The 24,266-nt window shown below is 67.9% G+C and carries 24 protein-coding genes; 14 read left to right on the forward strand and 10 right to left on the reverse strand.

Features of this window, described 5'->3' with window-relative positions:
* Positions 1–10: 10 nt before the first annotated feature.
* Together A5784_RS07355 and glgC are read right to left on the reverse strand one after the other, a co-directional pair.
* Complete coding sequence (locus A5784_RS07355; protein ID WP_082944703.1) at positions 11–2,266, reverse strand: glycoside hydrolase family 3 C-terminal domain-containing protein; 2,256 nt, start codon at positions 2,264–2,266, stop codon at positions 11–13.
* A 21-nt stretch (positions 2,267–2,287) separates the two neighbouring features.
* Positions 2,288–3,526: a glucose-1-phosphate adenylyltransferase gene (glgC, locus tag A5784_RS07360; protein WP_064943779.1), complete on the reverse strand. Its 1,239-nt coding sequence runs from the start codon at positions 3,524–3,526 to the stop codon at positions 2,288–2,290.
* A gap of 322 nt (positions 3,527–3,848) precedes the next feature.
* Here glgC and A5784_RS07365 point away from each other — a divergent pair, with 322 nt between their 5' ends.
* The 3 genes from A5784_RS07365 to A5784_RS07375 all read left to right on the forward strand — a co-directional run bounded on the left by A5784_RS07365 (position 3,849) and on the right by A5784_RS07375 (position 7,522).
* A complete protein-coding gene (locus tag A5784_RS07365) occupies positions 3,849–5,246 on the forward strand; it encodes a sugar porter family MFS transporter (protein WP_064943781.1) in 1,398 nt (465 codons plus the stop codon).
* The gene (locus A5784_RS07370) at positions 5,246–6,193 is read left to right on the forward strand and encodes a carbohydrate kinase family protein (protein WP_064943783.1); all 948 of its coding nucleotides are present in this window, start codon (positions 5,246–5,248) and stop codon (positions 6,191–6,193) included. Before A5784_RS07365 ends, A5784_RS07370 begins: the two co-directional genes overlap by 1 nt.
* A gap of 66 nt (positions 6,194–6,259) precedes the next feature.
* Positions 6,260–7,522, forward strand: coding sequence for a cytochrome P450 (locus A5784_RS07375; protein WP_064943785.1), 1,263 nt, complete (start codon positions 6,260–6,262; stop codon positions 7,520–7,522).
* Between the two features lie 91 nt (positions 7,523–7,613).
* Here the strand turns inward: A5784_RS07375 and A5784_RS07380 are convergent, their stop codons facing one another.
* Entirely contained in the window at positions 7,614–8,426 is an 813-nt protein-coding gene (locus A5784_RS07380; protein WP_064943908.1) for a thioesterase family protein, read from the reverse strand.
* A gap of 10 nt (positions 8,427–8,436) precedes the next feature.
* On the reverse strand, positions 8,437–9,324 hold the full coding sequence (locus A5784_RS07385) for an SMP-30/gluconolactonase/LRE family protein (protein WP_064943787.1): 888 nt from the start codon (positions 9,322–9,324) through the stop codon (positions 8,437–8,439).
* 148 nt (positions 9,325–9,472) lie between these two features.
* Between A5784_RS07385 and A5784_RS07390 the strand changes: the two genes are divergently transcribed.
* From A5784_RS07390 to A5784_RS07420, 7 genes are all read left to right on the forward strand, one after another.
* Entirely contained in the window at positions 9,473–10,693 is a 1,221-nt protein-coding gene (locus A5784_RS07390) for a cytochrome P450 (protein WP_064943789.1), read from the forward strand.
* Between the two features lie 2 nt (positions 10,694–10,695).
* Positions 10,696–11,664, forward strand: coding sequence for a zinc-binding dehydrogenase (locus A5784_RS07395; RefSeq protein WP_064943791.1), 969 nt, complete (start codon positions 10,696–10,698; stop codon positions 11,662–11,664).
* Positions 11,661–12,440 carry an HpcH/HpaI aldolase family protein gene (locus tag A5784_RS07400; RefSeq protein ID WP_064943793.1) on the forward strand — a complete coding sequence of 260 codons (780 nt, stop codon included), beginning with the start codon at positions 11,661–11,663 and terminating at the stop codon, positions 12,438–12,440. The genes A5784_RS07395 and A5784_RS07400 overlap by 4 nt, the downstream gene beginning before the upstream one ends.
* A 29-nt stretch (positions 12,441–12,469) precedes the next feature.
* Positions 12,470–13,174 carry an SDR family NAD(P)-dependent oxidoreductase gene (locus tag A5784_RS07405; RefSeq protein ID WP_232005968.1) on the forward strand — a complete coding sequence of 235 codons (705 nt, stop codon included), beginning with the start codon at positions 12,470–12,472 and terminating at the stop codon, positions 13,172–13,174.
* Positions 13,156–14,691: a flavin-containing monooxygenase gene (locus A5784_RS07410; protein ID WP_064943797.1), complete on the forward strand. Its 1,536-nt coding sequence runs from the start codon at positions 13,156–13,158 to the stop codon at positions 14,689–14,691. Before A5784_RS07405 ends, A5784_RS07410 begins: the two co-directional genes overlap by 19 nt.
* A gap of 4 nt (positions 14,692–14,695) precedes the next feature.
* Positions 14,696–15,616, forward strand: coding sequence for an alpha/beta hydrolase (locus A5784_RS07415; RefSeq protein ID WP_064943799.1), 921 nt, complete (start codon positions 14,696–14,698; stop codon positions 15,614–15,616).
* 122 nt (positions 15,617–15,738) lie between these two features.
* A complete protein-coding gene (locus tag A5784_RS07420; RefSeq protein ID WP_064943801.1) occupies positions 15,739–16,992 on the forward strand; it encodes a MinD/ParA family ATP-binding protein in 1,254 nt (417 codons plus the stop codon).
* On the opposite strand, the gene A5784_RS07425 is transcribed toward A5784_RS07420, so the two are convergent.
* The gene (locus A5784_RS07425) at positions 16,989–17,462 is read right to left on the reverse strand and encodes a hypothetical protein (protein ID WP_064943803.1); all 474 of its coding nucleotides are present in this window, start codon (positions 17,460–17,462) and stop codon (positions 16,989–16,991) included. The genes A5784_RS07420 and A5784_RS07425 overlap by 4 nt on opposite strands.
* A gap of 19 nt (positions 17,463–17,481) precedes the next feature.
* Positions 17,482–18,189, reverse strand: coding sequence for a DUF427 domain-containing protein (locus tag A5784_RS07430; protein ID WP_064943805.1), 708 nt, complete (start codon positions 18,187–18,189; stop codon positions 17,482–17,484).
* A gap of 134 nt (positions 18,190–18,323) precedes the next feature.
* Here A5784_RS07430 and A5784_RS07435 point away from each other — a divergent pair, with 134 nt between their 5' ends.
* Positions 18,324–18,884 carry a hypothetical protein gene (locus A5784_RS07435; protein ID WP_064943807.1) on the forward strand — a complete coding sequence of 187 codons (561 nt, stop codon included), beginning with the start codon at positions 18,324–18,326 and terminating at the stop codon, positions 18,882–18,884.
* A 41-nt stretch (positions 18,885–18,925) separates the two neighbouring features.
* Here A5784_RS07435 and A5784_RS07440 read toward each other — a convergent pair whose 3' ends face one another.
* Positions 18,926–19,180, reverse strand: coding sequence for a DUF2631 domain-containing protein (locus tag A5784_RS07440; protein WP_064943809.1), 255 nt, complete (start codon positions 19,178–19,180; stop codon positions 18,926–18,928).
* A 76-nt stretch (positions 19,181–19,256) separates the two neighbouring features.
* Positions 19,257–20,576 carry a cryptochrome/photolyase family protein gene (locus tag A5784_RS07445; protein WP_064943811.1) on the reverse strand — a complete coding sequence of 440 codons (1,320 nt, stop codon included), beginning with the start codon at positions 20,574–20,576 and terminating at the stop codon, positions 19,257–19,259.
* 101 nt (positions 20,577–20,677) lie between these two features.
* On the opposite strand from A5784_RS07445, the gene A5784_RS07450 reads away from it, so the two are divergent.
* Positions 20,678–21,163 carry a hypothetical protein gene (locus A5784_RS07450; protein WP_064943813.1) on the forward strand — a complete coding sequence of 162 codons (486 nt, stop codon included), beginning with the start codon at positions 20,678–20,680 and terminating at the stop codon, positions 21,161–21,163.
* A 23-nt stretch (positions 21,164–21,186) separates the two neighbouring features.
* On the forward strand, positions 21,187–22,002 hold the full coding sequence (locus A5784_RS07455) for a DUF4097 family beta strand repeat-containing protein (RefSeq protein WP_064943815.1): 816 nt from the start codon (positions 21,187–21,189) through the stop codon (positions 22,000–22,002).
* Here the strand turns inward: A5784_RS07455 and A5784_RS07460 are convergent.
* Both A5784_RS07460 and A5784_RS07465 read right to left on the reverse strand, forming a co-directional pair.
* Positions 21,999–22,439 carry a nitroreductase family deazaflavin-dependent oxidoreductase gene (locus tag A5784_RS07460; RefSeq protein ID WP_064943818.1) on the reverse strand — a complete coding sequence of 147 codons (441 nt, stop codon included), beginning with the start codon at positions 22,437–22,439 and terminating at the stop codon, positions 21,999–22,001. The two genes, A5784_RS07455 and A5784_RS07460, sit on opposite strands and share 4 nt — an antisense overlap.
* Positions 22,440–22,449: 10 nt before the next feature.
* Positions 22,450–23,295 (reverse strand): NmrA family NAD(P)-binding protein, encoded by an 846-nt coding sequence (locus A5784_RS07465; protein ID WP_064943820.1) that lies wholly within the window; start codon positions 23,293–23,295, stop codon positions 22,450–22,452.
* 81 nt (positions 23,296–23,376) lie between these two features.
* Between A5784_RS07465 and sigI the strand changes: the two genes are divergently transcribed.
* Positions 23,377–24,237, forward strand: a complete 861-nt coding sequence (gene sigI / locus A5784_RS07470) for an RNA polymerase sigma factor SigI (protein ID WP_064943822.1) — start codon at positions 23,377–23,379, stop codon at positions 24,235–24,237.
* Positions 24,238–24,266: the final 29 nt, after the last annotated feature.

Here is a 24,266-nt window from a genome sequence, read left to right on the forward strand (position 1 = left end):
CTCATCGGCATCATCGCCGACGGCCAGTTGCACGGGCGGCATCGTCGATGTGCCCGAAGGGGTTTCGCGCATGCCCGCGCGTGTTGACGGCGGCCAGCAAATCGTCGAGTTGGGACCGGCTGACTTTGCCGCCCGAGAGCCCGACCATCCGCTCGATCGGGATGGATGCGGCCATCTGTAGCAGATCCATCCCGAGCCCCGGCGTACTTCCGCCTGTGGGCATGACCTCGGCGACTGCCGCCATCACCAGCGGTGCCGCGACCGGATCGGCCAGCAACTCACCCAGCGTCGACTCCGCGGTGAACGGCGTCGTCACCGCGTCGCCCTCGACATGGACCGTCGCCTCCACCCGCAGGTCCCGGCTCGACGCGCCGACCGACACCCGGTAGTCGCCGCCCTCCACCACCCAGCGATCGTCCCAGTACGCGAGATCGCTTCGGCGGATGGGTATTTCGACGACCTGTCGCTCGCCGGGGGCCAGGGCCACCGCGGCGAATCCGATCAGCCACCGTGGCGGTCGGCGCACGTCGGATGTCGGGAGCGCGGCATAGGCCTGGACGACTTCCCGGCCCACCCGCTCGCCGATGTTGGTCACCGTCACGCGCACCTTCGCGAGATCGTCGTCGACCTGCAGCTCCGAATAGTCGAACCGTGTGTAGGACAATCCGTGCCCGAACGGGAAGGCGACGTCGAGGCCCCGCGCGTCATACCAGCGGTAGCCGACGAAAATCCGTTCGCCATAGACGGTATGGCCACGCTCGGACGGGAAGTTCAGATAGGAGGGCGTGTCCTGCAGCCGCAGTGGCACGGTCTCGGCGAGCCGTCCCGACGGGTTGACCACGCCGAACAGCACATCGGCGATGGCGCCACCGCCGGCCTGCCCGAGCAATGCGCCGTCGAGGATCGCCGGGGCCAGCTCGGCCACGGCATCGAGGCGCACCACGCCACCGTGGGCGAGCACCACCACCGTGCGTGGCTGGACCGCGACGACCTCGCGCAGCAATCGGAACTGCTCGTCCGGAAGGTCGATGTGCTCACGGTCGAAGCCCTCGGACTCGTCCTCGGCGGTCAGCCCGAGGAACAGCACTGCGGTATCGGCGGATTCGGCGGCAGCGACGGCGTCGGCCACCGCGTCGGGGCCGGGCCCACCTACGGCAAATGTCACCTCACGAGGACCGGCGAGCCGACGGATCTCGTCGAGCGGGATGTCCAACCGCGTCGCCGTCACGTGCGAGCTGCCGCCACCTTGATACCGCGGCGCCTGCGCGAACGGGCCGATAACGGCCAACCGGGACGGGGTCAGCGGCAGCAGATCCCCGTCGTTCTTGAGCAGTACGACGGCCGCTGCCGCCGCCTCCCGCGCCAGAAGGTGGTGCGCGTCGACACCGAAAGGCGCACTGCTGGGCAGGTTTTCGGTGGTGCGCTGCACCATCCGTGCCACGCGCCCGGCTGCCAGGGTCACGACGGCCTCGTCGAGTTCTCCGGCCTGCACCGCCGCGACGACGTCGGCGTCGGTGACCCCGCCGGTGCTCGGCATCTCCAGATCCAGCCCGGCCGCCACCGCGGCGACCCGGTCCCGCACCGCGCCCCAGTCGCTGACCACCACCCCGTCGAAGCCCCACTCGTCACGCAGCACACCGGTGAGCAGCCAGGCGTTCTCGGCGGCATAGATCCCGTTGATGCGGTTGTACGAACACATCACCGTCCACGGCTGCGCCTCACGCACCACCTGCTCGAACGCCCGCAGATAGATCTCGCGCAGCGTCCGGTCGTCGACGTCGGAACTGGCTCGCATCCGGTCGTATTCGGCGTTGTTGAGTGCGAAGTGCTTCACCGAGGCGCCCACGCCCCGACTCTGCACGCCACGCACCCAGGCCGCTCCGAGCGTACCGGCCAGCAGCGGATCCTCCGAGTAGTACTCGAAATTGCGTCCACAGCGCGGATCCCGCTTGATGTTGACGCCGGGGCCGAGCAGCACCTGCACTCCCAGGGAACGGGATTCGTCTCCGAGCGCCGCACCGACGCGCTCCACCAAAGCGGGATCCCAGGTCTGAGCCAGCCCGACCGCGGGCGGGAAACACGTGGCAGGCTCGCTGGCACCGAGGCCGAGATGGTCTGTCGCACTGCCGGATTGCCTGCGCACGCCGTGTGGCCCATCGGTCAGCACGATCGATCCGACGCCGTCGACGGCCTCGGTGGTCCAGAAGGTGGCCCCGCTGCCCAGCGCGGCCCGCTGCTGCAACGGCAGGGCGGAGATGTCAGCCATGCCTCCCAGGCTAGCGACGCCTCAGTCGGTGACCTTCTGGAATTTGCCCAGCACGGTCACGCCGCCGTCGGACACCACGAATCCGCGGGCGCGGTCGTGGTCTTTGTCGACGCCGATCTGGACGCCGGCGGGTATCACGACGCCTTTGTCGATGATCGCGTTGCGTACCACGGCGTGTGGCCCGATGACGGTGTTGTCCATGATGACCGAGCGTTCGACGAGGGCGTGTTCTTCTACGCGAACCCCGGGGGACAGTACTGATTCACGCACGAGTGCGCCGGAGACGATGACGCCGTTGGAGACGACGCTGTTGACGGCGCGGCCGACGCGGCCGTCGTCTTCGTGGACGAATTTCGCCGGGGGGTGCGGCGGTATGTGGGTGAGAATGGGCCATTGGTGGTTGTAGAGATTGAAGACGGGCACGAGGGCGCACAGGTCCATGTGGGCGTCGTAGTAGGAGTCGAGGGTTCCGACGTCGCGCCAGTAGCCGGTGTCGCTGGGTGCGGCGCCGGGGACCTCGTTGCTCTGGAAGTCGTAGACCTGAGCAAGCCCCCGATCGACCATCATCGGCATGATGTTGCCGCCCATGTCGTGCTTGCTGGAGGCGTCTTCGGCGTCGGCGCGTAGGGCGTCGAGCAGCACGTCGGTGGAGAACAGGTAGTTGCCCATGGAGACGAAGGTTTCGTCGGGGGAGTCGTGGAGTCCGGGTGGGTCTGCTGGTTTTTCCAGGAATGCCTCGACTTGGCGGCCGTCGGGGCCGGTTTTGATGACGCCGAAGGCGCTGGCTTCGCTGCGGGGTACGCGGATGCCGGCGACGGTGGCGGCGGCGCCGCTGTCGAGGTGTTGGGCGATCATTTGGCGGGGGTCCATGCGGTAGACGTGGTCGGCGCCGAAAACGATGACGAGGTCTGGTTTTTCGTCGTAGATGAGGTTGAGGGATTGGTATATGGCGTTGGCGGAGCCGGTGTACCACTGTGGGCCGAGGCGTTGTTGGGCGGGTACGGGGGTGACGTAGTTGCCGAGCATGCTGCTCATGCGCCAGGTGGTGGTGATGTGGCGGTCGAGGCTGTGGCTTTTGTATTGGGTGAGCACGGCGATGCGTAGTACGCCGGCGTTGACCAGGTTGGACAAGGCGAAGTCGATCAATCGGTACAGTCCGGCGAAGGGTACTGCGGGTTTGGCGCGGTCCAGTGTCAGCGGTGAGAGGCGTTTGCCCTCACCGCCGGCCAGGACAATGCCGAGAACTTTTGGATCGGCCATCTCAGAACTCCTCCGAACGACAACACCACGCCCAATTCCGTGGGGACACTGAATCGTAAAGGCGCAAGTCGACATTTGTGCGGGGTCGGCGAAATCAACACGCGGGGATTTTTTCGCAGACAATCCCAGGCAATCGCAGGCGAACACGTTTTAGTCGAACAACGTCGGGGATGATTGCGCGCGTGCGTAATTCGTCCTGGCGCGGCGAAAGCCAACCGAACACAACGGAAACCACACGTATTGCCACGTGAATGCGAAAAATTGGTCTAGACTCCGCAATTATCCTGCGAACGCACTATGCGGGGTTCTAGTTTGAGCTTTCATGAAACCTCTGGTGATTCGCAGCGCCGTGGTCGCTGCGTTGGGTGGCCTGATTTTCGGGTTTGACACCGCGGTCATCTCCGGCGCGGAGGAGCAGATCCAGCGGGTGTTCGCGCTCAGTGATGCGAAATTGGGCTTCACAGTGACGACCGCGTTGATCGGCACGATCGTCGGAGCCTTGACCGCAGGGCGTCCCGCTGACCGGTACGGCCGCAAGAAGGTGCTCTACGCCATCGGAATCTTCTATGTGCTGGGTGCGTTGGGCTCGGCGTTGGCGACCAATGTGGAGATGTTGATGGCGTTCCGGTTCCTCGGTGGTCTCGGTGTCGGCGCGGCCAGTGTGTGCGCGCCGATCTACACCGCCGAGGTGGCCCCGGCGGCTCATCGGGGACGGTTGGTCGGTTTGGTGCAGTTCAACATCGTGCTGGGCATCCTTTTGGCCTACGCGTCCAACGCCGTGGTGCGCGCCCTGGCCGACGGGGAGCACGCGTGGCGCTGGATGCTCGGCGTGATGGTGGTGCCCGCGGTGGTGTTCCTGCTGCTGTTGCCGACGGTGCCCGAAACGCCACGCTGGCTCGCGACGGCGGGCCGCTGGGAGGAGGCCACCGCCACGTGTAACCGGCTGTGCTCCAGCCCGCAGGAGGCCGACTTCGAAATGGCCGAGATCCGGGCGTCCCTGGCGGCCGCGCAGAACGCGCCGTCGGTGCCGTTCTTCACCCCCGGACACCGCAAAGTCATCCTGCTCGCGATCGCGATCGCGTTCTTCAATCAGATGTCAGGCATCAACGCGATCCTGTACTACGCGCCGCGGGTCATGCAGCAGGCCGGCGCCAGCACCAGTGCCGCGTACTGGATGAGTGTGGCCGTCGGCGCGATGAATCTGGTGGCGACCATGGCCGCGTTGACCGTGATCGACAAGATCGGTCGGCGCCGGCTGATGATTGTCGGCTCGATCGGCTACTTGGTCTCACTGGGGTTCTTGGCCGCGGTGATGTTCTACTACGAGGACGCCCGCGGTGGGGCGTTCACCACCACGTCCTCGGTGCTGGTGCTGGCCGGGTTGATGGTGTTCATCGCCGCGCACGCGTTCGGGCAGGGCTCGGTGATCTGGGTGTTCATCTCCGAGATCTTCCCCAACCGCATCCGTGGTCGCGGCCAGTCGCTGGGCAGCCTGACGCACTGGGTGTTCGCCGCGATCACCTCGTTCGCGTTCCCGCCGATCATCGGCGCGTTCGGCGGGGGTGTCGCGTTCAGCATCTTCTTCCTGGCGATGCTGGGCCAGTTGGCCTGGGTGCTCAAGGTCATGCCCGAAACCAAGGGCGTGCCGCTGGAGGAGATGGAGGCCACCCTCGGCCTCACCGGTGAACCCGGTGGTCCGCTCACGGCGAAGGGGCACTGATGACCGGCCGCGTGCTCAGTCTCGGGGAGGCGTTGATCGACGTCGTCATCCGGCCCGGATCCATCGAGGAACACGTCGGGGGTAGTCCGCTCAACGTCGCGGTCGGGATCGCCACCCTGGGTCACCCGGCGAGCATCTGCGCGCATTGGGGTGCCGATGACCGCGGAGCCCTGCTGCGCGACCGGGCCCAGGCCGCCGGTTTGGACATCGTGGCGGGCACCGACTCGGCGGATAAGACGCCGGTCGCGTTCGCCCACGTCGACGACCACGGCCATGCCACTTACGATTTCGATCTGACCTGGGAGGTGCCGGCGCTGCCGGACCTGTCGTCGTTCGGGCATCTGCACACCGGCAGCATCGCGGTCACCCTGGAACCGGGCGGGTCGGCGGTCGTCGATGTCGCCACCCGCATGCAGCCCGACTGCACCATCTCCTACGACCCCAATATCCGCCCGGCCCTGATGAAATCGCCCGATGCGGTCGTCGACCGCGTCGAGCAGATGGTCGCGCTGTCCGATGTGGTCAAAGCCAGCGACGAAGACCTGGCCTGGCTGTATCCGAACACCCCGGTCGAAGACATCATGCGCAGATGGGTCCACAGCGGGCCGGCGCTGGTGGTGGTCACCCGCGGACCCTGGGGCGCCTACGCGCTGCTGGCCCACAACCGCGACATGCTGCACCTCGACCAACTCACCGTCGAGGTGGGGGACTCCGTCGGCGCCGGGGACTCCTTCATGGCCGGGTTGATCTCCGGGCTGATGGACGCCCGTCTGCTCGGCTCAGCCTCCGCACGCCAACGCCTGGCCGCGGTGAGCTGGTCGGACGTACAACCCGCCCTGCACCGCGCCATCATCACCAGCGCGCTGACCGTCAGCCACTCCGGCGCCTACGCACCCGTCATGACCGAAGTACAGGCAGTACAAGAGGCCGACCCGATGTTGCGCTGAGCCACGCTGCTTTACAAATTATCCAACAACTGTCACGCTGAATTTCGTTGCCGCCCCGCGGAAGGAATGCACGTGACCGTTGCCGGATCGCCGCAGGCACGCGAATACAGCCTGTTCGACATCACGTCCCACGACTTCTGGAGCCAACCGTTCGCCGAACGTGACCACACCTTCGCCCGGTTGCGAGCAAGTGACGGATTGAGTTGGCACCAGCCGCTTTCGACGCTTTTCGACATCTCCGAACCCGGGTTCTGGGCGCTGACCCGCCGCGCCGACATTCAGTTCGTGAGCCAGCGCCCCGAACTGTTCACCTCCGCGCAAGGGGTAGCGCTGGACCCGATGCCCGCCGACGTGCAGCGGTTCGCGTCGTTCTTCCTGACCATGGACCCGCCCGAGCACACCACCTACCGCCGGTTGATCAGCTCGGCGTTCACGCCCCGCAACGTACGCAGGATCGAGGAGCAGATCCACCGCAATGCCGTGGCGGTGGTCGACGACCTGATCGGGGCAGGGGATGTGGACTTCGTCGAGGCCTGCTCGGCGCAGCTGCCGATGAGAACCATCTCGGACATGCTCGGGGTACCCGCGGCCGACCAACCCGCACTCGCCAAGGCCGCCGAGAAGTTGTTCAGCATGAGCGATGACGAGTACTCCAGCATCGAAGAACGCGCTATGGACACCATCAACGAGATCATGCTCATTTCGTCCACGGGCGTCGAGCTGGCGAAGTTCCGCCGGGCCAATCCGGGTGACGACCTGATGACCAGCATCGTGGGCGCCGAAGTGGATGGTCACCGGCTCACAGACGAGGAGATCGGGGCATTTCTCATCCTGCTCGCCTCGGCAGGCAACGACACCACGAAGCAGACCACGACCCACGCCATGATGGCCCTGGCCGCCCACCCGGACCAAAAGGATTGGCTGCTAGAGGATTTCGACGGGCGGATCGGACTGGCGGTCGAGGAGTTCGTCCGGTGGTCGACGCCGGTGTTGCAGTTCGCGCGATTCGCCACCGAGGATGTCGAGATCGCCGGCCAGACGATCAGTGCCGGGGACAAAGTCGGCCTGTTCTACTGTTCGGCCAACCGGGACGAGTCGGTGTTCACCGATCCGCAGCGGTTCGATCTGAGCCGGTCACCGAATCCGCAGATCGGCTTCGGGGGCGGCGGGCCCCACTTCTGCCTCGGCAACCAACTCGCCAAGACCGAACTGCGGAATCTGTTCCGCGAGTTGCTGACCCGCATCGAGACCATCGAATTCGGGGAGCCCGAGCTGCTCTACAGCAGCTTCGTCCACGGCATCAAGCGTGTGCCCGCCCACGTCCGATAGGGGCACTTTTTCCCGCCGAGCAGACGCCAAAGTTCGCGAAACGCGGCGTGTCGCGGACTTTGGCGTCTGCTCGCGCTAGGAAAGGTGGGCGCTAGGAAGATGGGCGCGGGCGGACCAGGACGGCCTGCTGGATGGCGCCCACGGCGCCGGTCTGGTCGAAGAGCGTGCCCACCGTGGTGCCGATGCCGTCGGGCCCGTAGTTGGTGTCGGCCCTGATGCCGATCCAATCGCCTTCGGGTAGCCGGTGCACGTGCACGACGAGATCGGTGTTGAGGAACGTCCACGCGCGGATGTCGATCTTGGAACCGATACCGTTGGCGTCGTCGGCGACGGTGAACAGCCGCTGCAGCGGTGTGAGGGCTTCGCCTTTGACCAGGTCGACCGTGGGCTTGAGCCACGATTCGCCGGGCCCGGGCGCCTGCGGCACCGTCAGCCACCGCCAATCCAGGCTGTGCAGGTAGTTGGGCTCCCAATTCTTGGCCAGGTCGCGGCGGCGGGCCTGCTCCACCGGGGGCAGTGGCGCGGCACACGCCTGCGTCAACACCGTGGTGTCCAGCTGCAACATCCGCCAACTGCTCGCGCGCGCAACGGTTCTCGGCGTGCCGTCGGGCGCGGGCGCGAGCATCTCGGCGCTTACCAGCTCGATCTGCCTGCCAGGACGCTGCACCTGTGCCGTCACCCAGAGATCGCCTTCGGACGGCACGCCACCCATCAGGTCGACCACCACCCGGCTGCACCGCGTGTCCGCACGCGGCTCGCAGCGCTCCAGCGCCCGCACCAGCAGGGCTGATACCGGTGCAGCGTGTTGGATGGCGGCCGACCACGTGCCGCGCACCATGTCGGTGGCCCGGAACTTCTCGCCGAGCTGATCCTCGTCGATCAGCTCGTAGTACGAATCCGACATGACGGCCCTGTTAGTGGTGGTGCCCGTGGTGGTGATCGCCCGGCGCGGGCACATCGACCACGAGCGCGTCGACACGGGACAGTTTCGTGCCGATCAGCCGTTGCGGATACGCGTCGGTGGTGGTGACCAGGAACAGGGTGCGTCCCTCCGGGCCGCCGAGCGCACACGCGATGGCAGTGCGCTCGCCGACGTCGACACGGTCGGTGACAACTCCACCCTCGACGATGCGCTGGAACTCGTGCGCGAGCGTCAACGCGGTCCACACACCGCCTTCGGCGTCGATCGCGATGCCGTCCGGCGGCCCGTCGAGCCCGTCGGCGAAGGCCCGGCGGCCGCTGAGCGTGCCCTCGGCGTCGATGGTGAACGCGGTCAGCCGGCGTCCCGTGGATTCCGCGACGATGAGGGTGCTCCCGTCGGGCGTGATGGCCATGCCGTTGGGAAAGTCGAGCGCATCGGCGACGACGTGCACCGTGCCGTCCGGGTCGACGCGGACGATGACGCCGCCGCGAGAGTCCCCGTCACTGCGTTGGCTCCCGAGTCGTGCTTGCGAGCCGACGTATGCCCGGCCGTGCTCGTCGATCACCATGTCGCCGAGTGCGGCCGGGGCCACGGCGCTGAGATCGGCGAGCAGCTCCACGCTTTCGCCGTCGTAGGCCAGCACCTGTCTGCGCTCGGTGGACACGATCAGCAGAGTGCCATCGGGCCGAAAACCCAAGCCGGAGGGCGCATGTCCGGGCAGCGGCAGCGTCGTCAGCGCGCCGCCCAGGGTGACAGTGTGTACGGCCTCGCCGAGCATGTCGGAGAACCACAGCAGCCCTTCGAACCAGCGTGGACCCTCGCCGAAACAGAATCCGGTGGCCAGTTCTGTGGTTCGAACCAGCCCGGCTTCCACCGTCATTCCCACCCACCTTTACAAAACACGCCTAGAGTGTCACGCTCGCAGGGTGTTGCTGTCAACCACGGGTGCGCGTCGATGACGAAGTTCGCGGAGATCGTCACCTGGATGAACGTCGCCCCCGCACCCCCGTCCCTGCAGTAGGCGTGCGATGACCCAGTCGGACTTCGCCTACGACCCGTTCGACCCCGAGGTGATGGCCAACCCGCTGCCGTACTACCGGACACTTCGGGACGAATACCCCGCGTACTACATCGACAAGTGGGACACCTACGCGCTGTCGCGATTCGACGACATCTGGACGATGCTGGGCGTCACCGACGGAACGTTTGTCGCGTCCGAGGGCACCCTGCCCGCCGCCACCGTGCTCGCCCACCACAACGACGGTCCGGTGGCCGACCCGCCGTTGCACCCCATGCCTTTTCACGCCAACTTCGATTCGCCGATCTACGAGAACGTGCGGCGGTGCACGTCGGCGCCGTTCCGGCCACGTTCGGTGACCAAGCTTGCCGACCGGATCCGCACCCTGGCCAACGAGCGCCTCGATGAATTGCTGCCGCGTGGCCGGTTCGACCTCACCCAGGATTACGGGGGCATCGTCGCGGCCGCGATGGTGTGCGAATTCGTCGGATTGCCTGCCGATCTCGCGCCCCAGGTGCTGGCCACGGTCAACGCGGGCAGCTTGGCGCAACCGGGGGAGGGCGTCGAGATCGGCAATGCCCGCCCCGGCTACCTGTCCTATCTGGCCCCGGTCGTCGAACGCCGGCGTGCCGATGGTGCAGACGGGAGCGTGCCGATCGCCGACAGTCTGATCGGCTTCAGATTGCCCGACGGCTCGGCCCTCACCGACATGGAGGCCGCCGTGCAGATGCTCGGGGTGTTCATCGGTGGCACCGAAACCGTGCCGAAGATCACCGCGACCGGGCTCTGGCAACTGCGTCGCCACCCCGACCAATTGGCAGCCGTACGTTCCGATCTCGCCGGCAACGTGCCGATCGCCCGCGAAGAGATCATCCGGTACGGCGCGCCGGCGCAGTGGTTCGCGCGAACGGTTCGGCGTCCCTACACCATTCACGACACCACCATCAAACCCGGCCAGCGCGTCATCACGTTGCTGGCCTCGGCGGCGCGCGACGAACGGGAGTATGACCATCCGGATGACTTCATGTGGAACCGACCCATCGCGCGGCTCTTGTCGTTCGGACGGGGACAACACTTCTGCCTCGGTGTGCACATGGCGCGCCTTGAGATCACGATCATGATCGAGGAATGGCTCAAGCGGGTACCCGACTATCGCATCGACGAACAGGCGGCGTCGCGCCCACCGTCGAGCTTCCAATGGGGCTGGAACAGCATTCCGGTGGAGGTCTAGCTATGTGGTGTCATCGCTTGGTCGCGCCGTACACCTTCGAACGCATCGACATCGAGGAGCCTGCCGCGGATTCGCTCGCCGAGGGGCAGGTGCTGCTGGATTTCCTGGCCGCCGGGATCTGCGGCAGCGACCTGCCCGGCTTCCGCGGCACCCAGGGCAAACTGCCGGGCGACACCGGCCGTAACGTCGCCGGGATCAACGGTTTTCCGGTCCACGAGATTGTCGGGGAGGTGCTCGCGAGCCGACATCCCGAGCATCGGCCCGGCGATCGGGTGGTCGGCTGGGCGTCCGGTTTCGACGGGCTCATGGGCCGCGTGGTCGCCGACGGCAACGGCCTGGTGTCCTACGACCCGGCTCTGAGTCCAGCCTCGGCAGTCGGACTGCAACCGTTGGCATGCGTGCTCTACGCCGTTGAGCAGCTGCCGCAGCTGGCGGGCCGGCATGTCGCGGTCATCGGTCAGGGTTCGATAGGCCTGCTGTTCTCCTATGTGGCAAAGGCTTTCGGTGCCGCGGACGTCACGGGTGTCGACCCGGTCGACCGGTCCGGGCTCGGCACGCGGTTCGGGGTGGACACCGCGGTGCGTGCCACCAGCGACCGGTGGGTCACCCACCTCGCCGGCGCAGACCGGGCCGATGTCGTCGTCGAAGCCGTCGGGCATCAGGTCGCGACGCTCAACCACGCGCTGACGGCCGCGGCGTTCGGCGGCACGGTGTTCTACTTCGGCGTCCCCGACGACGACAGCTACCCGATCAGTATGCGAACCATGTTGCGCAACAACCTCACGCTGAAATCCGGTGTGACACTGGACCGTCGACGGATGCTCCAGCGGGCCGGGGAATTCGCCGCCGCCCACCCCGACCTGCTGCCCGGCTATGTCACCCACACGTTCGGCATCGACGGCGTGCAGGACGCCTTCGAGTTGGCCTGCAGGCCGGTGCCCGGGCGGATCAAGATTGCGATCGCGGCATGAGTGGATTCTCCGACGCACTGGCCTCACATACCCACATCTGGGGCGGCTGGATCGTGGGCCCCACGATCATCGGTCCCGAAGAATTCGCCGCCGCCGGCTACCACTACGTCGGATTCGACGTCCAGCACGGCTATCTCGACGACGCCGATGTCGCGATGCTGCTGCGCCGCACCGAGCATCTGCCGATCGCGACCGCGGTGCGGCTACCCTCGGCCGAGCCCGCCCCGATCGGCCGGGTGCTCGACGCCGGGGCCGACGCGGTGATCGTCGCCATGGTGGAGAACCCCGACCAGGCCGCCCGAGCGGTGGCCGCCACGCGCTACGCGCCCGCAGGCGTGCGTAGCTTCGGCCCGTTACGCGCGAGCCTGGGCCACGATCCGGCCGCACTGCAAGCCCGGGTCAGCGTGTTCGCGATGATCGAGACGGCGCGGGGACTCGAGGCCCTTGACGAGATCTGTGCGGTGCCCGGCTTGGCCGGCCTCTACGTCGGGCCCGCCGACCTGGCCATCTCACTGGGTTTCGGGCCCGCCGACGCGTGGACGCATCCGGACGTCCGCGCCGCGATCGCCGAGGTGCGGCGGAGCGCCACCGCGGCGGGGCTGGTGGCAGGCATCCACGCCGGGACAGGGCAGCTCGGAAACATGTTCGCGCAGGACGGCTTCCGGATGATCACGCTGGCTTCGGAGTCCCAGGCGCTGCGCCGCGGCGCGGCCGACCACCTCAACGAGGCGGTCGGTGAGACCGGCCGCAGTGCCGAACGAGGAGGCTACAACTGAACGCCACAGCAGCTGACCAGGTCGCCCTGGTGACCGGTGCCGCCCGCGGACAGGGTGCGGCCATTGTGCGCCGGCTGGTGTCCGACGGCTACCGGGTGACCGCAGCTGACCTGTTGTTCGACGAATTACGGTCAAACACAGAGGAATTCGGTGACGGGGTACTCGCGGTCGAGTTGGATGTGACTTCGCCCGAGCAGTGGCGGGCGGCGGTCGACGCCACGATTGTCCGGTTCGGTGCGCTGAGCGCCCTGGTCAACAACGCCGGTGTGCTGCACCGGTCCTCGATCGCCGACGAGACGCCGGGAGCATTTGAAAACTCGTGGCGGGTCAACTGTCTCGGCCCATTCTTGGGCATCCGTGCCGCACTGGAGCCGCTGCGGCGGGCCCGCGGAGGCGCCGTCGTCAACACCTGCAGCACCGGGGCGATCCGGCCGTTTGCGCACCACGCGGCGTACGGCTCGTCGAAATGGGCGCTGCGCGGGCTCACCCAGGTGGCCGCCGCCGAACTGGGTCCCGACGGCATCCGGGTCAACGCGGTGTTCCCGGGCCCGGTCCAGACACCGATGCTCGACGAGACCACCCAGGCGCGGCTCGCGCGGCGGGCCACCCTGGGCCGGCTGGGGCAGCCAACCGAGATCGCCGACGCCGTGGCGTTCTTGCTCTCCGAACAGGCCTCGTTCATCACGGGATCCGAGCTCGTCGTCGACGGCGGCCAATGCCTGCAGATCGGCTGACGCGGATGCCCACATCGCCGTCGATCGGGATCATCGGCGCCGGTCCGGGCGGGCTGGCGCTCGGAATCCTGCTGAAGAAAGCAGGTTTCGACAACTTCACCATCTTCGACCGGGAGGACGGCGTCGGTGGGACGTGGCGCATCAACACCTACCCGGGGCTGGCGTGCGATGTGAAATCGCACCTGTACTCCTACTCGTTCGATCTCAACGCCGGCTGGTCGCGGCTGTGGTCGGGTCAAGCGGAGATCCTGGCCTACTTCGAGCGCAGCGCACGGCGCCACCGGCTGGCCCGACACCTGAAACTCAATACCGAAGTGACTGCCGCACAGTGGGACGCCGCCAGCGGCACCTGGCGGCTGACGACCGCGACCGGCGAGCAGTACCGGTTCGACGTCGTGATCTCGGCGGTCGGGTTGTTCACCCGCCCGGTGATGCCGAATCTCGTCGAAGAAGAACCCTTCACCGGCACGGTCATGCACACGGCCCGCTGGGACCACGGCGTACGGCTGGACGGGGCGCGGGTCGCGGTGCTCGGTACCGGATCGACTGCCGCGCAACTGCTACCGGAACTGGCCAAGGTAGCCGCCAAGGTGTACTCCGTGCAGCGGTCACTGACGTGGATCCTGCCCAAGCCGGACCGCGCCTATACCGACCGTGAGCGCTGGCTGTTCGCCCATGTGCCGTTCGCCAAGAAGGTCTACCGGACCCGGCTGTGGCTGCGCAGCGAGGCCAACATCTCGGTCATCGAGCACGGCAGCGACAAGACCAAGGAGTTCCGCGACGTCGCGCTCAAGATGCTGGAAACTGTTGTCGCCGAGCCGGACTTACGCTCCGCGCTGACCCCCGATCATCCGCTGGGCTGCAAGCGGCTGGTGTTCTCGTCGGACTTCATCCCCGCCCTGACGCGTCCCAATGTAGAGGTGGTCGCCAGCCCCGCCCGCGCGCTCAAGGCGCGGTCGCTGGTCACAGCCGACGGCCGCGAACTCGATGTCGATGTGGTGGTGTGCGCCACCGGTTACGCGGCCACCGACTATCTGGGGCAGATCGAGGTGGTCGGGGAGCGCGGCACCCGCCTGTGCGACACGTGGCGGGACGGCGCCTTCGCGTATCTGGGCATGGCTGTGCCCGGCTTCCCGAACTTTTTCATGCTGTACGGGCCCAACACCAACGTCGGCTCCAACAGCGTCATCTTCGTGCTTGAGGCCCAGGCGCGCTACGTGGTGCGAGCACTGAAATACCTTCGGCGCAAACGTAAACCGTACGTAGCGGTGACGCCCACGGCGACGGCGCGGTTCATCGCCGACATCGACCGGTGGATGCAGGGCACGGTGTGGCTGACCCGATGCAGCAGTTACTTCCGTGCACCCAGCGGACGGGTGGTGACCCAGTGGCCCCGCAGCGCTCGGGCGTTCTGGACGATGACGCGCCGATTCCGGCCTGCTGATTACACTTTCGACCCGCCCACCGCGTGGCCCACCGCGGTCGCGGACAGCACGTCCGTCGGCGCCCAGGGATAGTCACGTGTCCTGGCTCCGCCGCCTCGACCCGGCGCTGCATCACCTCGCCGGGGCCCGCACCGGTCTGTCGGTCGAGCATCTCGGCGCTGTGCGCGCGGCGCTGGATCAGCGGCGGCGCGCCACTGCACGAACGCTGGACACGCGGGGCGTCGCGATCACCGGTGCCCGCATCTCGGTCGGACGACGGGCGCTCCCGTTGCGCATCTACCGAGCCGGACCGTCGCCTGCGCCCGCGGTCGTCTACTGCCATTCCGGGGGTTTCGTCCTGGGCAACCTCGACACCGACCAGGTTCAGTGCGTCGAGCTCGCCCGACAGGGCCGCTGCACCGTGCTCGCCGTGGACTATCGGCTGGCGCCCGAACATCCGTTCCCGGCCGCACTCGACGACGCCATGGCGGCGCTCGCGTGGGTCAGCACGCATGCGACCCAACTCGACGTGGACGCCACGCGCATCGCGGTGGCAGGCAGCAGCGCCGGCGGTGCCCTGGCCGCAGTGCTGGCTCAACGGTCTGCCGCAGGAACAGCGCCGCCCATTGCGTTCCAGATGTTGCACCAGCCCGTACTCGACGACCGGCCGACCGGTTCGAAGACCGAGTTCGGCGATACTCCCGGCTTCGACGGGTCTGCCGCCGCCGCGATGTGGCGGCACTATCTCGCCGGACGGCCCGCGCAGGCCGCGGCGGTGCCTGCGCGGGCCACCACGCTCGACCGACTCGCGCCGGCATTCATCACCTGCTCGGAACTCGATCCGCTGCGCGACGAGGCGCTCGACTATGCACGACGTTTGCTGTCGGCCGGCGTACCGACGGAGGTCGAGGTGTTTCCCGGCACCTGTCATGGCTTCGATTCGCTTTTGCCGGACTGGGAAATGAGCAGGCAATTGCACGCCATGCAGGGCGCCGCACTGACGCGCGGGCTGTCGTGATCTCGAACCCAAGGCCGGTCGCCAGGTGGCGTTCGGTTAACGGGCTGGACAATAATGTGTCAACTACGCCGTGGGACGATGCGTCTGGCGCGACAGCCCGCCTGACCGATTGAGAGGTAGCTATGTCGGCCGACAACGACCGGCTCGGGTACTCCCGCGACCCCAAACACGCCAAGGAACCCGCACCCTACGGCGAGACCGATGCCCTGTTCGGTGGGTCTGTCACGCCGCTGACGGGTGGCGGGTCCCGGCGTGGTGACGCGCCCATGGGAGCCCCGCCGGTGATCCAAGCGCCGACCCTGTCTGTCGTGGCCCCGGACCCGACCGAGGCCGAAATCACCGCCAAGCTTCAGCCGATCCCGCCGCGGCCGCCGTGGCCCTTGCAGGACGGCCTGCAATCGGTCGACGGTTGGACCGGCCCCACCAGCGGAGTCGGCCTGAGTGAGCACCGCGCGGTCGACAATCTCGCGCGCGTCGGCGTGCGCCCGACCGTCAAGATGCACTCCCAGCGTGGCTGGCGCGGGCTGCTGTACCGCACCACCCGGCTGAATCTGGGCCTCTCGCGCGACGAGCTCTACGAACTCGAGCTGTATGCCCGCATCCGTCGTAACGCCCGGGACTCGTACCAGATCGGCGTGTTCGGCCTCAAAGGCGGTGTCGGGAAGACGGCCGTTGCCGTCGCGCTCGGTTCCACGTTGAGCAAGGTGCGCGGCGATCGGGTGCTTGCCATCGATGCCGACCCTGCCAGCGGCAACCTGGCCGACCGCGTCGGGCGGCAGTCGGCGGCGACCGTGTCGGATCTGCTCGCCGCCGCGGACCTGTCGCGCTACAACGACGTCCGCGGGTTCACGAGCATGAACGAGTCGAAGCTCGAGGTGCTCTCCGGCCTCGAGTACAGCGCTGCGTCCCGGGCCTTCAACGACGCCGACTGGAAGGCCGCCACCGACATCGTGTCGCGGCATTACAACCTGGTGATCGCCGACTGTGCCGCGGACATGTTCCAGCCCGCGGCCCGCGGTGTACTGAGCACGGTCTCGGGCGCGGTGATCGTGGCGAGCGCGTCGATCGACGGAGCCCGCCAAGCCGCGGTGACGCTGGACTGGCTGTGGCAGAACGGCTACCGCGACCTGCTCAACCGCACGTGCGTGGTGGTCAATCACGTCGGCTCACGACGGCCCAACGTCGACACCGGTGCGCTCGTGACGCAGTTCCAGAAGCACCTGCCTCCCGGTCGGGTGTTCGTGCTGCCCTGGGACAAGCACATCGCAGGCGGCACCGAGATCCACCTCGACCTGCTCCGACGGCGGTTCCAGCGGCGGATGCTGGAACTCGCCGCCGCGCTGTCGGACGATTTCGACGGTCCCGTCGCCACCTAGTCCGCGGCGAGTTCCCGCGCCACCGCGGCGTGGTAGGCGTCGATGTGAGCCGGGTTCACGATCCGGAAGAAACCGTCGGGCAGCGGCGCATGCCGGTGGGCCTCGATGGTCATGGTGCGGGTGAACAACGTCAGATCTTCGCCGGGCCGGGTGAAGTGGTACTCAACCGTCATCCGACCTTCCAGCCCGCCGGCGCCGTTGCTGTCGACGCCCAGCCGCCCCACCGACGTGAAGACCCAACGCCACGGGCGGGTCGCCACCCCGAGTTGCCAGGTGAAGATGCGATCGGCGCTCGGATGAGCCTCCTGCCAGGTGTCACCGACCCGCAACGGCAGGGCGGATGGCAGGCCGCTGATCCGAGGCTCGCCCGGGTAGGTTCTGGTCCAGTTGGCCGGATTGGTGACGAAGTCGTACACGGTCTCCGCGCACTGCCGATACACCGTCTCGGAACTGGTGGTCACGATGCCCACATATCTGCCTTTCCGTTTGTCAGAATTCGCACCCGCACGCCGTGGCGTCGCCCGATCCCGGCAGCTCGGCGAGTACCTGCACCTTGGTGGTGTCGAAGCTCAGAAACCCTTTGATGGGCAAGGACTCTGGCGGTGGATCGGAATAACTCCAGGCAACGTCGGCGATCACGGTCGCGCCGAGTGCCACCGACCAGTAGTCGGCGGTGCCTTTGTAGTTGCAATAGCTGATGCTCTGGCTGCGGTGCAGCAGGTCCATGCGGACCAGCGCCGGATTGACGTAAAGCCTTGGCGCCAAGGCGGTTTCGAACAGGATCACGGTGTCGGCGGTGTCGACCAGGACGGTCTGCTCGACCGTCACCCGGAGCCGACGGCTGGTCTGCAGGCAGTCGATGCGGTGGTACGGGTTGGGCGGATAGTGCACCAACCGGCGACCCTCCTCGAACCACGCGTCGACGGCATCCCACGGCACTGCCACATATCCGGGAGCTTCGGCAACCGGGTGGCTGGGCAGGCCGACGACCTCTTCATGGGGGAACGCGTAACTCAGTGCGTGTCCCGCGCGGTGCACCAGCACGGCGTGTTCGGTGTCGATTCTGGCGTCCCCACCGACAAACGCCTGAATCCGCCGCGGATGCGGCTCGATGTAGACCACCGGGCCGGGCAGCGGGGGAGTGAACCATCCGGCAGGCTGGCGGCCCAACGGGCCATGTCCGGCCACAAGACTCACTGGGGCACCTCCTTGCAGACACGGTTCGGACGAGGATCGCGCAGACCGATAGGAGCTTTACAGATTGACTGGAAAATGTCACGCTGTTGGATGACGGGCGACACAGCCGGAGGGTGACGAATGACGGTGAGGCCATGACGCTGTCCGATATGCCGATCGCAACACGATCACGACTACGGGTCGCCCGCGCGCTGCGATACGAACTGAACGTGGTGGCTCAGGACGCCGCCGACGTCGTCGCGAGCGTCGGCGGCTGGCTGTTCGACCGGCAAATGGCAGGCTGGGCCGTCACCGTCGCGCTGCCGGACCGTCGCGACGAGCGTGCCCTGCGCATCCTCGGCGTCAAAGCCGTTGAGCGGGCAGGGGTATGGCCCTCGACCACGTATGAGCGGATCGTGATGACGGTGGTCGCGCCGGACCTGTTCGACGTCGACGGTGACGTGCGCTCGCAGCTCTTGACGTCCATGCGGCGCGGTGACGGCGACATCGCGTTCTGGGGCTCACCTGCGCCGAGTCGATTCGGCCAGGGCCTGTGTGCCACGCAGTACCGGCTCAGCGCGGCAGCGCAGGCGTTCAAAACGCATGCTCTTGCGGCAGTGGGTAATTCGGACACGGCCGGCGGCTCGGTAGAGACACTTCTGGTGGGTGGTCGTCAGGCAAGGTTCTTCAACGGCGACCTGGCCGTCATCGGTTGACGACGGCTCGGCGGGGCGCAAGCCGCGCGGGTGCGCTCAGGTCAGCGGATCCAGCCGCGGCGGCGCAGCCACCAGTCACGACCGACCAGGAACAGGATCAGGGCCGCGAACCCGATGAGGAACCAGTCTTCGACGTGACCGACGTGGTTGCCCCGCATCATCACCAGCAGGAAGAGCGCGGAGAGCACGCCACCGATGTGGATGACCTTGATGTTCTCCTTGGACCAGCCCCATGCCGCAGACGGGACGTCCTCGACGTCGACGCCGTTGTGTCGCTCCACTTCGGTGCTGGCCACGGTTGCTCCTCACAGTCGGGCAGGGACTGCAGACATTCTGGCATACGACACTGCGTCGTATGTCGACCGGCACCGGTCATCTCAACTGCTGGTATCGGCGCAGCGCCTCGAGTCGCTCCTCGGCGTGATCGACGATCGGGTCAGGGTAGTCCGCCGGGCGTGCAGCGCCGAGCTTGTGCACGTCGGCGACCTCGGCGAGCTCGGGCACCCACCGCCGGATGTACTCCCCGGCAGGATCGAACTTCGCGCCCTGCACGGTCGGGTTGAACACCCGGAAGTACGGCGCGGCGTCGGTGCCGCACCCGGCGACCCACTGCCAGCCGTGCTGATTGTTGGCGACATCGCCGTCGGTGAGCTGGTCGAGAAACCATCGCGCACCCCACTGCCACGGCAGGTGCAGGTCTTTGACCAGAAATGACGCCGCGATCATCCTGACCCGGTTGTGCATGAAGCCGGTCCGGGCGAGCTGACGCATCCCGGCATCGACGATCGGGAACCCCGTCACCCCGGCGGTCCAGGCGTCGAACATCCGCTGCGCGTCGGGGCCGTCGTCCACCTCGATCGATGCCAGCCCGCGGTTCCAGCTCTGCCAGGCGCTTTCCGGCCAGTGATGCAGCACCGTGGCGTAGAAGTCGCGAAAAGCCAACTCCCGCAGATATGCATCGGCGTCGGCGCCGAGATCGACCGCCATGGTGCGCGGGTGGATGGTGCCGAACTTCAGATGGGCCGACATCCGGCTGGTGGTGTCGAGGTCGGGACGGTCGCGGTCGGTGGCGTAGCTGGGCAGCGACGTCCCGACGAACGCCCGCCACTGCGCCATGGCCGCGCGCTCACCTGCCGGCGCGTCAAGCTCGCTGGTGTCCGGGATCTCGGTGGCGCCCGGCAGCCCGGCCGGGTCGATCCACCGCGCCGAATCGGGACCCGAGGCAGCAGGTGCGCGCCACCCGTGGTCGCGCCAGGCCCGGTAGTACGGCGTGAACACCTGATACGGCGTCCCGTCCTGCTTGCCGATGCGCCCTGGCGCAACCAGATAGGGCGAACCCGTCGCGCACAGCGGTACGTCGCCGAGTGCGGTTCGCACGGCGTCGTCGCGACTGCGCCCGAATGGCGAGAAGTCCTGCGAGATGTGCACCGCAGCCGCGCCGACAGCCCGGGCGAGGCGCGGGATCTGCTGCTCGGGCCTGCCGTGCACCACGAGGAACTTGCCGTCGAGGCGTGCCCGCAGCTCGTGCAGCGACCGGTAGAGGTAGCGCAGGCGACGGCTTCCCGACGATGCGATCAGCCGCGGGTCGAGCACGTAGCACGCGAGCACCTCGCCGTCGTCTTGCGCGGCTGCCAGCAGGGCGGGGTGGTCGGACAGGCGCAGATCCCGCCGGAACCACAGCAAGGTGGGCATGCCTCCGATGGTGCCCGAACCGATGGGTCTGGAGCTCCGGGCAGCCGCCCCGCACCACGGTGACACTTGCGGTGACATCAAAATGATGTCACCATGACACCATGGATTTGCAGCCATATGTGGACGCCGTCCGGCACGAACTGGCCGTGGCGGCCGCCGCGGGCGGCGCCGATGCCGAGGCTCTCGCGCAGCGGCTGACCGCGCCCCTGGACTCGGCCTTGCGGCTCGCACTGCTCGAAGCGCTCTCCGAGGCCGCCGAACAGATCACCCGCGACCTCGCGCCCGGAGCCGTGCATGTCCGACTCAACGGCAGGGATCCGGAATTCGCGGTCGAACTCCCCGAACCCACCGAGTCGGCCACGCCCACGGCGCCCTCGGCCGCCGACATTCCCGACGACGACGCGGGCGGCACCTGGCGCGTGACCCTGCGGCTTCCCGAGAACCTGCGCGCCGGCGTGGAGGCCGCGGCGCGCGGCGAAGGCATCTCGGTGAACGCGTGGCTGGTGCGCTCGGCGAGCGCGGGCCTCGGTGGATCCGCCGGTCGAACCCGCAGCGGCGGCAAATCTTTCAGCGGCTGGGTCCGCTGAATCCAACCCGATAGGAGATCGAAGTGACCACATTTCACACACCAGAACCCATTTCGGCCGACGTCGAGGTGGTAGCCGGCGTCGTGCGCGTGAGTGCCTCAGACCGTGACGACACCATCGTCGAGGTCGCGCCCCGCGACCCGAGCCGGCCCTCCGACGTCCGGATCGCCGAACAGGCACGCATCGACTACCGCGACGGCGCCCTGACGGTCAGCGCGGGCCGGCGAATCCTGTCGCTCGGGCGCGGGGGAGCGGTACGCATCGACATCGCCCTGCCCGCCGGGTCCCGGCTGAAGGTATCTTCGGCGTCGGCCGACACCGAGGCCGACGGCAGCTACTCCGACTGCCGGTTCGCCACCGCCAGCGGCGACGTGCGCGTCGACACCGTGAGCGGAAACCTCAAGGCGGACAGCGCATCCGGCGACATCGCGATCGGCAGGCTGGTGGGTGACGCGCGCATCGCGACAGCGTCGGGCGACGCGCGCATCGACCACGTCGAGGGCGACGTGACATTCCAGGCGGCCAGCGGCAACCTCGGCGTCGGGACGTTACGCGGCAACCTGAAAGTCCGCGCGGCATCGGGATCTGTGACGGTCACCGTTGCCGCCGCCGGTGCGCTCGACGCACACACCAGCAGCGGCGAGGTCGAGGTCGGCATCCCGGAGGGCACCGCCGCCCGACTGGAACTCACCACCGGATCCGGTGCCGTCGACAACCGACTGGCGGCCTCCGACGGACCGGCCGCCGGCGATGAAACCCTGATCGTGCACGCCCGCACCGGCTCCGGTGACATCTCGATCCGCCGCGCGACGTCCGCGCCTGCCGGGCTCAACCCCTAGTCCGGGTCGAACCGGAACACCGTCAATCGTCCTGCCAGCGCCTCGAATTCGTCAGGTGTGCCGTCGACCACCAGGCCGCTGCGCTTGGCGAAACCGACGCCGACCGGCACCTTCACCGCGAACGTGCGCAAGATCGGGCGGGCCTCTGCGGGGCTGAGCTCGACGATGCGGACCCGGCGCGAACGCCGTCCTCGGGTGAGGGTGCCTGCCCCGGCGGCCCTGGCGTTGGCCGCCCAGTCCGACCCCGGATAGCCGGCCACGGTGTACAGGTCTCCGTCGTGGTCGAACGGGGTCATCGGAGTGCTGCGGGGTTGTCCGGTGCGGCGGCCCGGCACGGTCAGCACCATGGCAGGCCCGGTCGGAATCCCCAGGCGTTGCACCGCCATCATCACCTTGTTCATCGGCTTGAGCCAGCGGGGTGGGTTGGGTTCGGACATCGTCGCTCCTCTACTCGGAGATGAACCGGTCGCGGTTGTCCGCGGCCCAGCGGACGAAAGGTGTTGCGGGACGGCCGAGAATCTTGTCCACCTCGTGGGTGACCAGAGCCGGCCTGCCGACGGTCTCGGCCAGCAGCGCCAGATACGCGTCGGCGAACGCGGCCGGGAAGCCGACCGCGCGGAACCGATCGCGCACCGCGGCGGGCGGCACCTCGTGGTAGCGCAGCGGCCGGCCCAGCGCCGTGCCGAGGGCGACGACCAGCTCGGCGTTGGTCAGCGCTTCCGGCCCGGTCAGCGGAATACGTTGCCCGACAAGGTCGTCAGTGATCAGGGCGGTTGCCGCGACGGCCGCGATGTCGGCATCGGCGATCACGGCGATCGACGCGTCGGCATAGGGCCCGCTCACCACATCGCCTGCGGCGAGCTGCGGCGCCCACATACCCGCGAAGTTGGACGCGAAGATCGTCGGCCGCAGGCTCACCCATTCCAGGCCCGACGCCACCGCCACGTGTTCGCATTCGCGGTTGCGGTCGCCGCGCACCCGAGACGGCTGGCGGGCATCGTCGTCATCGGCATTGATCGCCGACAGTGCGACCAGCCGACGTACGCCCGCGGAGCGGGCCTGTTCGACCGTCGCGGCGAGCTCGGCGCCCAGCGCGCGGGAATTGAGAAAGACGGCGTCGGCCCCGGCGAGCCCGGCCGCCGCCGTCGGCACCACCTCGACCGCCGCGGGAAAGCCCGCGGTCGCCGGATGCCTGCTGACGGCGCGTACCCGTGCGCCCGCGCTGACGAGTTCGGAAACGAGTGGACGCCCGACGTTGCCGGTGGCGCCCGTGACGAGAATGGTTGTGTTCATGCGATCAAGGACGGGGCGGTTCCCGGAAAAGTTACAGCGCCGCGGGCGTAACTTTCCGGGCAGGCATTTCGTCGTAACGGCATGAACGATGCACTGATCGAGGCGGCGTGGCGGGAGCACCGCCCCTACCTGATCAACCTCTGCTACCAGATGCTCGGCGACATCGGTGAGGCCGAAGATGTTGCGCAGGAAGCGTTTCTGCGGCTGGCGCGCAGAGACGCCGGGCAGCTCGACGACATCCGCGCCTGGCTGACCGTGGTTGCCGGACGACTCTGCCTGGACCAGGTGCGCTCGGCGCGGGCGCGTCTCGAGCAGCCCGGGCCGGTCGAGACGACCGCATCGTCGGAGCCCGACCCGGCCGACCGCGCCACGCTCGACGACCAGGTGCGCACGGCGTTGTTCGAGGTTCTCAACCGGCTCAGCCCGGGGGAGCGGGTCGCGTTCGTGCTGCACGACGTGTTCGCGGTGCCGTTCGACGAGATCGCCGAAACGGTCGGCAGGCCGGTCGGGACGTGCAGGCAACTGGCCCGGCGGGCCCGGATCAAGTTCGCGGATGTCGCACCCCATCGGGCCGACGACTACGCCGAGGCAGGCATCACCGTCGACGAGCACCGCGTCGTACTCGAGAAGTTCATCGCCGCCTGCGCCAACGGCGACGTCCTGGCGCTCGGCGCCGTGCTCGACCCCAGCGTGTGGGGAGTGGGCACCATCCTGGCCGATCCCGCGCCGCCGCAGCAGATCAACCATGGTCGCGACGCCGTTGCCACCAACCTGCTGCTCTACCTCGGACCCGGCGCCACGCTTGTCGGCGGCCCCGCGGGCGAACCGGTGCTGCTCGCGTACGCCGACCGCAGGCTCTTCGCGGTGGTCGTACTGACAATCCGGGACGGCCTGGTGCTCAAGATCGACGCGACTGCCGACCCGTCGGCGCGCAACCGGTAGCCGGTGGTTGGGGCAGGCACCTGCGGCGC

The organism is Mycobacterium sp. 852013-50091_SCH5140682 (genome assembly GCF_001665685.1).
Lineage (GTDB): Bacteria > Actinomycetota > Actinomycetes > Mycobacteriales > Mycobacteriaceae > Mycobacterium.